The sequence below is a fragment of the Streptomyces sp. NPDC107522 genome, assembly GCF_055657525.1.
In genome coordinates, this window is sequence record NZ_JBVKAU010000001.1 from 95,593 (window position 1) to 108,317 (window position 12,725).

Consider the following 12,725-nt stretch of genomic DNA (forward strand, 5'->3'; position numbering starts at 1 on the left):
GCCGGAGGGCACGGTTTGAAGGCTCCCGGCCGCGGCACTCAAACTCCCAGGGTCCTGCCGTGCCCTCTCCACATCAGCACATCACCCGTTCAAAGGGACGCATCATGGCAGCAGCCCAGCGCATCGTCATCGAGAACTGTTCGATCGCGACGGTGGACGCGAACGACACCGAGTACGCCACGGGCCACATCGTCATCGCGGACAACCGCATCGAGTCGCTCGGCGCGGGCAAGGCCCCCGAGGGCCTGGACAACGTCGTACGCCGCATCGACGCCACCGGGCACCTGGTCACCCCCGGCCTGGTCAACACCCATCACCACTTCTACCAGTGGATCACCCGGGGCCTGGCGACGGACCACAACCTCTTCAACTGGCTCGTCGCGCTGTACCCGACCTGGGCGCGCATCGACGAGCAGATGGTGCACTCGGCCGCGCAGGGTTCGCTGGCGATGATGGCCCGCGGTGGTGTGACCACCGCCATGGACCACCACTACGTCTTCCCGCAGGGCTCCGGCGACCTGTCCGGCGCCATCATCCGCGCCGCCCGCGACATGGGCGTCCGCTTCACCCTCGCCCGCGGCTCCATGGACCGCAGCGAGAAGGACGGCGGGCTGCCGCCGGACTTCGCCGTCGAGACCCTCGACGGCGCGCTGGCCGCGACCGAGGAGACCGTCAAGCAGCACCACGACGCCTCCTTCGACGCGATGACCCAGGTCGCCGTCGCCCCCTGCTCCCCCTTCTCCGTCTCCACGGAACTCATGCGCGACGGCGCCGAGCTGGCCCGCCGCCTCGGTGTACGGCTGCACACCCATGGTTCGGAGACGGTCGAGGAGGAGAAGTTCTGCCACGAGCTGTTCGGCATGGGCCCGACCGACTACTTCGAGTCCACCGGCTGGCTCGGCGAGGACGTGTGGATGGCGCACTGCGTCCACATGAACGACTCCGACATCGCCGCCTTCGCCCGGACGAAGACGGGTGTCGCCCACTGTCCTTCGTCGAACGCCCGCCTCGCGGCCGGCATCGCCCGCGTCCCCGACATGCTCAGGGCCGGCGTCCCGGTCGGCCTCGGCGTCGACGGCACCGCGTCCAACGAGTCCGGCGAACTGCACACCGAATTGCGCAACGCCCTCCTGATCAACCGCCTCGGCGCGCACAAGGAGGCCGCGCTGAACGCCCGGCAGGCCCTGCGGCTCGGGACGTACGGCGGCGCCCAGGTGCTGGGCCGCGCCGCCGAGATCGGCTCGCTGGAGCCCGGCAAGCTGGCCGACCTCGTCCTGTGGAAGCTCGACACCCTCGCCCACGCCTCCATCGCCGACCCGGTGACCGCGCTGGTCTTCGGCGCGGCGGCCCCGGTCACGGCGTCGTTCGTGAACGGCCGGCAGATCGTGGCGGACGGACGGCTGCTCACGGCCGACGAGGACGCGATCGCCCGCTCGACGCGGGACGAGGCGCAGCGGCTGGCGAGGATCTCGGCACAGGGCTGATCACCGTACAACTCCTTTGATCTGTACGGCACTTGATTTCCGGTCGGGAGGGACGGCTCCCGTCCGGAAGCCGTGGACCCGAGCGGGGTCCATGGCGGCCGTCTCCGGGGCGCGTGCCCGACGCACGCGCCCCGGAACGGTCTCCGTTTCCCCCAGAACGGGCCCGTCCCCGGTCCCTCCCCCACTCTCGGCTTCGCTCGAGCGGGAGGTGCCCCCATGCCCACTTGCACCACCTCCATGAACCCACGTCAGAGCCGACGTGTTAGCCGACCGGAGGAGCCGCCGTGCCCACCGCCCGTACAGCCGACGAGAGCCACCCCACCGAGGGGACCCATCCCGTCGACGAGAAACTCCCCGCCCTGAAAATGGCGACCACCGGTCTGCAACACGTGGCCGCCATGTACGCGGGAGTCGTCGCCCCACCCCTGATCGTCGGCGCGGCCATAGGCCTGACCGCCACCGACCTGACCTTCCTCACCGGCGCCTGTCTCTTCACCGCGGGCCTCGCCACCTTCCTCCAAACCCTCGGCATCTGGAAGATCGGCGCCCGGCTGCCGTTCGTCAACGGTGTCACCTTCGCCGGCGTCGCCCCCATGACCGCGGTCGTCGCCTCCACCGAGGACAAGTCCGACGCCCTGCCGATCATCTTCGGCGCGGTCATCGTCGCCGGCCTTCTCGGCTTCCTCGCCGCCCCCTTCTTCAGCAAGGCGGTCCGCTTCTTCCCACCGGTGGTCACGGGTACGGTCATCACCCTGATCGGCATCTCCCTCCTCCCGGTCGCCTTCGGCTGGGCGCAGGGCCCCGACCCCGCGGCGCACGACTACGGTTCGGCGACGAATCTGGGCCTCGCGGCCGGAACCCTGCTGATCGTCCTGCTCCTGCGCCGCTTCACCAGGGGCTTCGTCAAGCAGATCGCCGTACTCCTCGGCCTGGTCGTCGGCACGCTGATCGCGATCCCGTTCGGCGTCACGGACTTCGGCCCCGTCGCGGACGCGGACGTCATCGGCTTCCCGACCCCGTTCCACTTCGGCGCCCCGCAGTTCCAGCTCGCCGCGATCATCTCGCTGTGCGTGGTCATGGTGGTGTCGATGACCGAATCGACGGCCGACATGCTGGCGCTGGGCGAGATCGTCGAGCGCCCGGCCGACGAGAAGACCATCGCGGCCGGCCTGCGCGCCGACACCCTCGGCTCCGCGATCAGCCCCCTCTTCAACGGCTTCATGTGCAGCGCCTTCGCGCAGAACATCGGCCTGGTGGCGATGACGAAGATCCGCAGCCGGTACGTCGTGGCCGTGGGCGGCGGCTTCCTGGTGCTGATGGGCCTGTGCCCGATGGCCGCGTCGCTCATCGCGGTCGTACCGCGCCCGGTGCTGGGCGGCGCCGGCGTGGTCCTCTTCGGTTCGGTCGCCGCGAGCGGCATCCAGACCCTCGTCCGGGCCGGCCTCGACAAGGACAACAACGTCCTGATCGTCGCCGTCTCTCTGGCCGTCGGCATCGTCCCGATCACGGCGCCGGAGTTCTACCACGCATTCCCGGAGACGGCGAGGATCGTGCTCGACTCGGGCATCTCGACGGGGTGTGTGGCGGCGGTGGCGTTGAACCTGGTCTTCAACCACCTCGGCAAGGGCCGTGACGCCGAGGACGTGACCCACCCGATGGAGGCGGGGGAGGAGCTCACCGGGACGGCGAGCCAGGCCCCTGCCGCTCCATGAAGCGGATCAAGTACCAGTACACGAACGTCCAGGCGTACGACGCCGGGTAGCCGCACATCACCGGCTGGGCGTCACCGCCAGTTGACCCAGGGCACGTGCGCCCTGGCAGAACTCCGCGAGTCCTGCCAGGGCGCGCTGTACTGCTTACCGCGTACCGCTGTGCGTCAGCGGGTGAAGGTCACCCGGTGCTCCTTCAGGGCGCCGCAGTTGGAGCCCGTCACCTGCACATACACATTGCTGATGTGACCGCCCCAGTCGACGCAGTGGGCCTTGCCGTAGACGTAGGTCGGTCCGGCGTACGACGTGTACTGCCCCCAGTCGTCGTCCCCTTGCTCGGTGTCGGGGACGTAGACCCAGGCGGACATCTCCAGGGCGGTGCCCGGGTTGTTGCGGATGGTCGCCACGCAGTTCTTGCCGTTGGAGGCGTTGTACGTCAGATAGACGGTGCCGAGCGAGCCGACGGGCGCCGAGTTCACGGTCTTGTAGGCGCTGCCGCAGACCTTCTGCGGTGTGGTGTTGGGCGCGGCGGAGGCGGGTGCCGTCAGGGCGGCCGTGCTCCCCACCGTCAGGGCCGCTAACGCGGCGGCGGACAGGACAGAGCGCGCGTATCGCATATTTCCCCCAGGTAACCATTGCGGGTGGTTGCTCCTGCATGGTGTGACCCGTGGAACATGCGAATGGTTGTGCTCGGTCCTGTCGCTCCACAGGCGCTCTACAGACCGAACAGGGAGGGCTCCGAGGCGAGTTCCTTGAAGTACTCCTGCGGATTGGCGACGAGTTTGCGCTCCTTGAGGTTCAACAGGCCGCCGACTCCGGTGACCTCGGCCGCCACCGTGCCGTCCGTCTTGCGGATCGTCTGCTCGATGCGGAACGTCTTCCCGCTGCCCCAGTCGAAGGAGCACGTCACCTCCACCTCGTCGCCCGCGAGCAGCTCCCGCTTGTAGCGGATCGTCGTCTCCAGGGCCACCGGGCCCACGCCTCTGCTGATCAGGCCGGCCTGGCTGATACCGGCGGCCTGGAGCAGGGACCAACGGGCGTGCTCCGCGTAGTTGAGGTACACGGCCTGGTTGAGGTGCCCCTGCACATCCGTCTCGTATCCACGGACGGTCACCGTAACGGAAAACGGCTCGGTCACGACTTTCCCTTCGCGTGCCACGCTTCTTGGTCGTTGCGATCCTGGCATGTGCCCTCTACATCCGTCGCGGTGATGCCAGGAGATAACGCGCTCTTGTTCGAGGCTCGGTGTGTTCGCCGACCTGCCAGCCGGCCTTCTCCAAGGTCGCCGCGCAGGCATGCAGTGCGTCGATGCGGGGTTCGTACACGGCGACCGCCTCCGGCTGAGGCGTCGCCCGCACCCGGTACCCGTCGGCCTCCGTCTCCGGCCCGGCCGGAGAGTGCCCGGCCGCCTCCAGGGCGAGCGCGGCGGCCTGCACCAGATGCGTACGCTCCCATCCGCACGGCCGGTCCACGGCCCCGTCCGGATTGGTCATCCGGCGCAGCTCCAGCAGGCCCTGCCAGGCACTGTGCACCTCGCGGACGCGGGCCGGACCGGCCTTCGGCGCCTCCTCCTCACCGCCGATCCGCGCGGCGAACACACCACCGGCCGCGGACGCCGCGGGCTCCGCAGGTGCCGCCGGCTCCGCCTCCCGTATCCGGTGCCCCGCCGGCGTCAGAAAGTGATCGTGCGGCGGCCGCGGATGCCGGAAGGCCAACCCCCGCTTCACCAGCGCCGCGAGTTGCGCCTCCGTACCCTTCAGTCGCCCGGTGACGGGATCGGCGGCGTCGATGACACGCCGCTGGGCCGCGGTCGGTGGTCTTGTCACGGCGTGCTCCTTCCCGGGCGCGGGGGACCGGCCCACCTTCCAGGAAGGCACGGCCCCATCTGCTGGGAAGGCTACGACCCGGGTCTGACATTCCACCCGGCGATCACCGGCCGCCCATGCTCGGTGCCCAGTCGGCACACCGCCCCCGTCGCCAGCTGGAACAGCGCCCCGTGCGCCGCAGACAGCCCGAGCCGCCGGGCCGTGAGAACCCGCAGGAAGTGCCCGTGCGCCACGAGCACCACGCAGCCCTCCGTGTCGGCGAGCGCCGCGTCCACCTTCCCCAGCATCCGGTCGGCGCGCTCCCCGACCTGCTCCGCGCTCTCCCCCGGACGGTCGGGCGGCCCGGGCGCGACCCCGTCGGTGAACAGGAACCATCCCGGCCGCTCGCGCTGGATCTCGACGGTGGTGACGCCCTCGTAGCCGCCGTAGTCCCACTCCCGCAGATCCGCGTCGACCCGTACGTCGTGCAGCCCGATGAGCTCGGCGGTCTCCCGCGCCCGCTGCAGCGGGCTGACGAACGCGGCCCCGATCCGGTGCGACCGGATCAGCGGCACCAGTCGCCGCGCCTCCTCGCGCCCGTGCTCGGTGAGCGGCACATCCGTCCATCCGGTGTGCTGCCCGGACCGCGACCACTCGGTCTCCCCGTGCCGGACCAGAAGGAGATCACCCACGTACGTGCCCTTCCCGCTCGCCTCCCGGCACCGTGCCACACGGTTCCCGGGGCCCGCAGGACGGACTGGGCCGGACGGCCGCTCGTGGCTCCCCCGGCGGCCTCAGATGCCCGGGCGGCCTCAGACCCCCGGGAGGCCCTGTACCGACTGCGCGAGCTGCCCGACCGCGACGACGAGCGGGGCCACGGGCTGGACGAACTCGTTGAGGCGGTCGAGAGCGCGCCGCAGGACGCCGGGCTCCGGTTGTGGCTCGGCCAGTTCCTCGCGCAGGCGGCGCAGTTCCCGGGTGGTGCCGTCGGGGTCGGCGAGTTCCGCGCGGTGCTCCTGAAGCAACTGCTCGACGCGCGCGAGGAGTTCGGCCGTCCGTTCGCTGTCCTGCTGCTGGAAGGAGACCGAGCCGGAGAACGCCTGGGCGCCGCGCCCCACGGCCTGGTTGCCGACGTAGTGGGTGCCGCCGCTGATCATGACCCCCTCGTTGACGGGAGGATCGTGTCGCGCGTCGTCGTTGCGCATGAGGTGCCCCCTACTTGTCGGAACCGCCGGCGGCGCTCATCGCGGCCGGGCCTGGCTGCTGCGGGATGTTCTGATGGGCGGTCGCCCCCGTGCCGATCGCCTGGTTGCCGATGATGCTCATCCCGCCCTGCTGGATGAGGCCCTGGTTGAGGATGGTCTGCTGCTGGCTGCGGAAGTCGGTGATGTCGTAGCCGTGCGCGTCGAGGAACTCGCGGATCGCGGCGAGGGTGTGGCGTTCCACCAGGGACGTGATCCGCCCGGCGTCCACGACCTGGAAGTAGTTGTGGTAGTTGGGGCTCAGCGCCATCTCCCGGATGCTCACCCGGGCGCCGTAGTCGAAGACCGGGTCCTGCTCCATGGCCGTCAGCTCGTCGACCATGCGCCGGTTGTGCCGTGTCTCGAAGCGGGCGTGGCGCAGCGCCCGGAACGGAGCGGCGAAGAACGCCCCGCCGGTGCGGGAGAGGGCCCTCAGCAGCAGCCCGCGTCTCGCGTCGGGGCCGAGCGGGCCGCGCAGGCGGTCCACGACGTGGTAGTCCGCGGCCACCGGGCCGAGCACGTGGTTGTCGCAGTGCAGGTGAAGGGTTCTGCCCGCGGTCGAGAAGTGCAGGAACACGCTCGGCACCACGTCCCCGCCCCACATCGGCACGTGCAGCGCCAGATAGTGGCGGACGGTACCGGTCGGATGCAGCATGATCCGCTCGACCTCTTCGGGCGACAGCCGTGCGGCCGGGGTGATGCTGCGGGCCTTGATGAACCGGTCGTCGTCACCGATCGTCGTGCCGCTCGCGAAGATCCGGTCCTCGATGACGAGGGAACCCAGGGCATCCGCCTCGGCCTCCGCCGTCGCGTCGGCGCCGGCGCGCTCGGCGACCGCGCGCAGCCGTGCGCGGACGTGGTCGACGAGTTCGGCGACGGTGAAGGCCTCCGGCCCGGCGGGACGCGCGCTCATGCCGACGGGGTCCTCGGCGGGCAGCAGCGGCACGGCGATCGACCACTTGGAGCTGGTCTCCGAGTAGCCGATGAACGGGGTGTATCCGCTGTACACGGTGACGTTGCCGGCCTGCGCCTCCCTGATGGCCGTGAGCCGCTCGGCCATCCACTTGCGCCGGGGCACGGAGGGGCGGGGCTGCCGGGCGAACGTCTCGCGGGTCATGGTGGTGCGCAGCAGCCGGTCGGTGTCGAGGTCGTGGCGCACGACCGTCACGTACGCGAACGCGGCCGCGCCGAGCGAGGCGAGGACGGCCGGTACGCCGCCCAGGTAGGCGCCGAGCAGCCAACCGACGAAACCGGGCACGGGCAGCAGGGAGAAGAGGAAGCCGAAGTAGAAGGCGAGCAGCACCATGACGGCGGCCGTGATCGCGCTGCCCACCAGCATCCTGCTGTTCGGCTCGTGGTGGCCGCGGGTGGCCAGGCTCGGCTTGGAACGGGCGCCTCGGGTGGTCGACAACAGCACCGTGACGTACACCAGCCACAGCGGCGCGAGCAGGGCCACGACGGCGAACGCCCCCGCCAGTCGCAGGTCGCGGCGGTAACGGATGTCCTGTGCTGCCATGCAGTGGCGTACCACCGCCGACAGATCGACATCGGGTGAGGGGGCCACGGCACTGGCCTCGTCGGCCAGGACCTCCTCCACCACCCGGTCGGCGAAGCGTTCGTCCACGTAGGCCGCGGCGCACAGATACCGGGTGACGTCACCCGGGGCGCTCCCTACCGGCATGCGTACCTGTGGGGTCGTCATGCCGAGCCCTCCTTCGTTCCTCCGGCGGAGCGACGCCTTCGCGGCGCCGACGGATCTCCAGGCAGGTGTCCCGGGCAGCCCGACGGTCAGCAGCGCGAGCAGCAGGCCGACCGCCAGACCGAAGGTGAGGGACGAGAGCATCAGGTTCTTCAGCAGGGTGCCGGGCGGTGCCAGGTCCTCGTCCCGGAGGAAGGTCTCCAGCATGCCCATCCGCAGGAGTGCCTCGACCTCGGCCGCGAGCACTCCGACGGCGAGGCAGCGGAGCAGGCCGCCCCCGCGGGCCAGGAGGCGGGACGAGAAGAGGACGAGCCCCGCGAGCAGTACGACGACGCCGACGTCGGCGATGACCAGAAAGGACACGCTGTCCCAGTACTCGGGGGAGTACGCCCAGGCGGGGACGAACACCCCCTGGGCGAGCGTGCGTACGGTCTCGTTGCCGAGTTCCTCGACGTAGAACTTGTCGATGTAGAACTCCCACAGCGGCCGCTGCACCCATGGGCTGCCCGCTGCGAGGACCAGCAGGAGCAGCAGCGCGACACGGCCGCGTAAGGACGACGGCAAGCGGGACACACTCCGGCGAGACAAGAACACCTGGGGTTCCCCCATCCCCCGATCCCAGAGATCAGTGGCCGCACTCTATGGCATCCCCACGGGCCGCCACCGCGAATCCGCCAACATCGAGAAGCCCGACGACCACCAGCCCTACGACTGCTGCCGATACCCGCTCAGGAACCGCCCGATCCGCCCGATGGCCGCCTCCAGATCCTCCGCGTACGGCAGGGTCAGGATGCGGAAGTGGTCGGGGGTCGGCCAGTTGAAGCCCCTGCCCTGGACCACCTGGATCTTCTCCCGCAGCAGCAGGTCCAGGACGAACTTCTCGTCGTCGTGGATCTTGTGCACCTTGGGGTCGAGGCGCGGGAACGCGTACAGCGCGCCCTTCGGCTTAACACAGGAGACGCCGGGGATCTCGTTGAGCTTCTCCCAGGCCACGTCCCGCTGTTCACGCAACCGCCCGCCGGGGGCGGTCAGCTCCTGGATCGACTGGCGGCCGCCGAGCGCGGCCTGGATGGCGTACTGGGCGGGCGCGTTGGCGCACAGGCGCATGGAGGCCAGCATCGTCAGGCCCTCCAGGTAGTCCTTCGCGTGCTGCCGCGGGCCGGTGACCACCAGCCAGCCGGAGCGGAAGCCCGCCACCCGGTACGTCTTCGACAGGCCGCAGAAGGTGAGGACCACCAGATCGGGGGCGAGGGCCGCGGCCGAGTGGTGCACGGCGTCGTCGTACAGGATCTGGTCGTAGATCTCGTCGGCGAAGACCATCAGGCCGTGGCGGCGGGCGAGGTCGAGGATGCCCTCGAGGATCTCCTTCGGGTAGACCGCGCCGGTGGGGTTGTTGGGGTTGATGATGACCACGGCCTTGGTGCGGTCCGTGATCTTCGATGCCATGTCGTCGAGGTCCGGGTACCAGTCGGCCTGCTCGTCGCAGAGGTAGTGGACCGCCTTGCCGCCGGCGAGGGTCGTCACCGCCGTCCACAGCGGGAAGTCCGGGGCGGGGATGAGGATCTCGTCGCCGTCCTCGACCAGCGCCTGTACGGCCATGGAGACCAGCTCGGACACGCCGTTGCCGAGGAAGACGTCGTCGACGCCGACCTCCAGGCCCAGCGTCTGGTACCGCTGGGCCACCGCCCGGCGGGCGGAGAGGATGCCGCGCGAGTCGGTGTAGCCGTGCGCCTGGGGCAGCATCCGGATCATGTCCTGGAGGATCTCCTCCGGCGCCTCGAAGCCGAAGACCGCGGGATTGCCGGTGTTCAGGCGCAGCACGCTGTGGCCCGCCTTCTCCAGCGCGTCGGCGTGCTCGATCACCGGGCCGCGGATCTCGTAGCAGACCTCGCTCAGCTTGTTCGACTGCCGGAACTCCATGCGCGCTCGCCCCTCCGGTTTTCGTGTGTTGCTTGGTTTTACCAAGTTCCAGCTTGGAAAGTCCAACAACATGTCTAGACTGCGTCGCATGTCACCTCGCCGAAGCTACGACCAGTACTGTTCCGCCGCCCGTGCGCTCGACGTCGTCGGCGACCGCTGGACCCTGCTGATCGTCCGGGAGCTGCTGGCCGGTCCGCGGCGCTACACCGACCTGCACGCCGATCTGCCGGGCGTCAGCACGGACGTGCTCGCCTCCCGGCTGAAGGACATGGAGCGCGACGGCATCAGCACACGGCGCCGGCTGCCGCCGCCCGGAGCGGCGTACGTGTACGAACTCACCCCGCGTGGACGGGAGTTGCTGCCGGTGCTCCAGGCGCTGGGGGAGTGGGGGCAGGCCGAGCTCGGCGAGCGGCGGCCCACCGACGCGGTGCGCGCGCACTGGTTCGCGCTGCCTCTGCTGCGGTCGCTGGAGGGAGAGGGGCTGGTCGAAGTCCGGCTGGAGGAGGGCGACTTCCATCTGTACGTCGGCGCCGAGGACGGGCCGGTCTACGGGGACGGGCCCGCTCCCGGGGAGCCGGATGCGCGGTTGGTGCTGGACTCCGGGACGTGCGAGGCGGTCGCACGGGGGGAGTTGAGGGTCGCGGACGGTGTTCGTGACGGCCGTATCGAGGTGACCGGGGACGGCACCCTCGCCAAGGTCCTTCGGGAGGGATGACGAAGGGGCCCGCTGTCGAGGACAGCGGGCCCCTCATGACCAGGTCTCATGACCAGGTGTCAGGCCGTCGGCGGCACCCGCGAAGGCCGTCCCGACCCGCGCGTCAGCGCATACCCGCCGACACCGGCGAGCGCGGCCAGCACGCCGCCGATCACCGTCCACACCCAGCGGTCGGACCACCAGCCGGACGCCCAGCCGCCGCTCGGTTCAAGGCTCGCGAGCAGGGCCTCCTTGGTCGACTCCTCCTCGTCGCCCTGGGAGATGGCGCCTGCTCCCGGCACCAGCGGATGTGCCAGCGCCCCGTCCACCGCCGCCGCCCCGCCGACGTCCTCGGAGTCGGCCCGCACCTCGGCGTCGACCGGCAGGCCGAGGTCGGAGGTGGGCAGGTCCACGACCGTCAGCCGGATGTAGTACGTGCCCGGCAGCGGATCGTCGGCCCACGGCTCCGACCAGGCGCGGACGGTCCGCAGGACGCAGGCCAGCTCCACGGAGGCGGCACCCGCCGCCGCGGTGCGCGTCTGTGCCCCGTACTGGCAGGACTGGCGGCGCCGCAGGCCGTCGTACACGTCGATCTGCCAGGTCTCGGCGGCGTGCGTGTCCGGCAGCTTCACCGTCGCCTTGACGGTGGGGCGCTGTCCGGCGTCCGCGGGGAACGACCAGTACAGGTAGTCGCCCGTGGAGGCGCTCGCCGTGGCCGTCTGCCCCTGCTCGACCTCGGTCGCCGTACGGAAGGAGGTGCCCGCCTCGGTCGGCGCGCCGCCGTCCTCCGACGCGCTCGGCGACGGCGAGGAGTCCGCGGCCGCCGGACCCGCCGCCAGCCCCAGCGTCAGCAGGGCGGCACTGAACACACGTGTGATCCGCATCAGTTGGTCCTCCAGATCGCGACCCGCCAGCGTGACAGCCAGCCCCAGACGAGACCGGCGAGGAAACCGGTGAGGATCAGCGCGCCCAGCAGCCACCAGCCGCGCCCGAGCCCGAAGGAGGCCACGTCGCTCGACGCCGACGGACCGTCCACGACATCGACGGTCAGCTCCAGCGGCAGACCGGGCGTGGCCTTCACGCCGGAGCCCGCCGAGAAGGAGTGCGTGACCTGCAGGCAGACGGCCTCGGCGGTCGCGGTGTCCTCGTCGTCGCTCTCCTTCTTCGGATAGCGCAGACCGGCCGACACCACATCCGTGCGACCGTTGCCCGCGGCCTCACCGCGCACGATCTCCCGTCCGTGCACCGTCACCGCCCGCAGCAGCACGCCGTACGACGGGTTCACGGCCCGGTCCGCCGACACGCTCACCGAGGCACGCAGCTCCTGGCCGGGCTCGACGTCCACGCGGTACCAGCGCTGCTGCCCGAACTCCTCACGGTCGGTGTACAGGCCGGACTTCAGCGTGGGCGCCTTCGTGCACTGCCGCGCGCCCTCCGTCGCGACCGGCGTCACCACGGGGTCGGCCGCCCGGTCGACCAACTGGTTGACCTTGTCGGCGAGTTCGTCGGTGTGCTCGACCGAGGTGAACGTGCCGCCCGTCGCCTCGGCGATGCAGCTCAGCTGCTGCCGCAGCTTGGTGTTGGGGACCAGGCCGAGCGTGTCGATGGTCAGCCCGATGCCCTTGGCGGCTATCTCACGGGCCACCTCGCACGGGTCGAGCGGGGCGCAGGTGTCCTCGCCGTCGCTGATCAGCACGATCCGCTTGGAGCCCTCGCCGCCGTCGAGGTCGTCGGCCGCCTTGAGCAGCGCGGGGCCGATCGGCGTCCAGCCGGTGGGGGTGAGGGTCGCCACCGCCGTCTTGGCCTCGGTGCGGTCCAGCGGGCCGACCGGGTAGAGCTGCGCGGTGTCCTTGCAGCCCGTCCTGCGGTCGTCGCCCGGGTAGTTGGCGCCCAGCGTGCGGATGCCGAGCTGGACCTCCTCGGGCGTGGCGTCCAGCACCTCGTTGAAGGCCTGCTTCGCCGCGGCCATCCGGGACTGGCCGTCGATGTCCTTCGCCCGCATCGAGCCGCTGACGTCGATCACGAGATCGACTTTCGGGGCGGTGGCGGTGGTCTCGTCGGCGACCGCTCCGGCCGGGAAGACCATCCCGGCCGTGAGCGCGGCGAGCAGGGCGCAGACCCCGGCCGCCAGCCGTTGTGTTCTGATCATCGGCGGATCTTATTGATCAGAGGT

At 70.7% G+C, this 12,725-nt stretch carries 12 protein-coding genes; 3 read left to right on the forward strand and 9 right to left on the reverse strand.

Going from position 1 to position 12,725, the window contains the following annotated elements:
* Positions 1–104: 104 nt before the first annotated feature.
* Entirely contained in the window at positions 105–1,484 is a 1,380-nt protein-coding gene (locus tag ACZ7L6_RS00400; protein ID WP_471919708.1) for an 8-oxoguanine deaminase, read from the forward strand.
* A 284-nt stretch (positions 1,485–1,768) separates the two neighbouring features.
* Complete coding sequence (locus ACZ7L6_RS00405) at positions 1,769–3,196, forward strand: nucleobase:cation symporter-2 family protein (RefSeq protein ID WP_471919709.1); 1,428 nt, start codon at positions 1,769–1,771, stop codon at positions 3,194–3,196.
* Between the two features lie 164 nt (positions 3,197–3,360).
* Here the strand turns inward: ACZ7L6_RS00405 and ACZ7L6_RS00410 are convergent, their stop codons facing one another.
* The 7 genes from ACZ7L6_RS00410 to ACZ7L6_RS00440 form a co-directional block, all read right to left on the reverse strand.
* Positions 3,361–3,810, reverse strand: a complete 450-nt coding sequence (locus ACZ7L6_RS00410; protein ID WP_471919710.1) for a spore-associated protein — start codon at positions 3,808–3,810, stop codon at positions 3,361–3,363.
* Positions 3,811–3,908: 98 nt separating this feature from the next.
* Complete coding sequence (locus ACZ7L6_RS00415) at positions 3,909–4,331, reverse strand: acyl-CoA thioesterase (protein ID WP_471919711.1); 423 nt, start codon at positions 4,329–4,331, stop codon at positions 3,909–3,911.
* A 55-nt stretch (positions 4,332–4,386) separates the two neighbouring features.
* Positions 4,387–5,019, reverse strand: a complete 633-nt coding sequence (locus ACZ7L6_RS00420) for a hypothetical protein (RefSeq protein ID WP_471919712.1) — start codon at positions 5,017–5,019, stop codon at positions 4,387–4,389.
* A gap of 71 nt (positions 5,020–5,090) precedes the next feature.
* A complete protein-coding gene (locus ACZ7L6_RS00425) occupies positions 5,091–5,690 on the reverse strand; it encodes a histidine phosphatase family protein (protein ID WP_471919713.1) in 600 nt (199 codons plus the stop codon).
* Between the two features lie 120 nt (positions 5,691–5,810).
* On the reverse strand, positions 5,811–6,203 hold the full coding sequence (locus ACZ7L6_RS00430) for a DUF5955 family protein (RefSeq protein ID WP_471919714.1): 393 nt from the start codon (positions 6,201–6,203) through the stop codon (positions 5,811–5,813).
* Between the two features lie 10 nt (positions 6,204–6,213).
* Positions 6,214–8,511, reverse strand: coding sequence for a hypothetical protein (locus tag ACZ7L6_RS00435; protein WP_471919715.1), 2,298 nt, complete (start codon positions 8,509–8,511; stop codon positions 6,214–6,216).
* 132 nt (positions 8,512–8,643) lie between these two features.
* Positions 8,644–9,858: a pyridoxal phosphate-dependent aminotransferase gene (locus ACZ7L6_RS00440; protein WP_471919716.1), complete on the reverse strand. Its 1,215-nt coding sequence runs from the start codon at positions 9,856–9,858 to the stop codon at positions 8,644–8,646.
* 88 nt (positions 9,859–9,946) lie between these two features.
* On the opposite strand from ACZ7L6_RS00440, the gene ACZ7L6_RS00445 reads away from it, so the two are divergent.
* Positions 9,947–10,573, forward strand: a complete 627-nt coding sequence (locus ACZ7L6_RS00445) for a winged helix-turn-helix transcriptional regulator (protein WP_471919717.1) — start codon at positions 9,947–9,949, stop codon at positions 10,571–10,573.
* 59 nt (positions 10,574–10,632) lie between these two features.
* On the opposite strand, the gene ACZ7L6_RS00450 is transcribed toward ACZ7L6_RS00445, so the two are convergent.
* Together ACZ7L6_RS00450 and ACZ7L6_RS00455 are read right to left on the reverse strand one after the other, a co-directional pair.
* Complete coding sequence (locus tag ACZ7L6_RS00450; RefSeq protein ID WP_471919718.1) at positions 10,633–11,436, reverse strand: hypothetical protein; 804 nt, start codon at positions 11,434–11,436, stop codon at positions 10,633–10,635.
* Positions 11,436–12,701 carry a VWA domain-containing protein gene (locus ACZ7L6_RS00455; protein WP_471919719.1) on the reverse strand — a complete coding sequence of 422 codons (1,266 nt, stop codon included), beginning with the start codon at positions 12,699–12,701 and terminating at the stop codon, positions 11,436–11,438. Before ACZ7L6_RS00455 ends, ACZ7L6_RS00450 begins: the two co-directional genes overlap by 1 nt.
* Between the last annotated feature and the right edge of the window lie 24 nt (positions 12,702–12,725).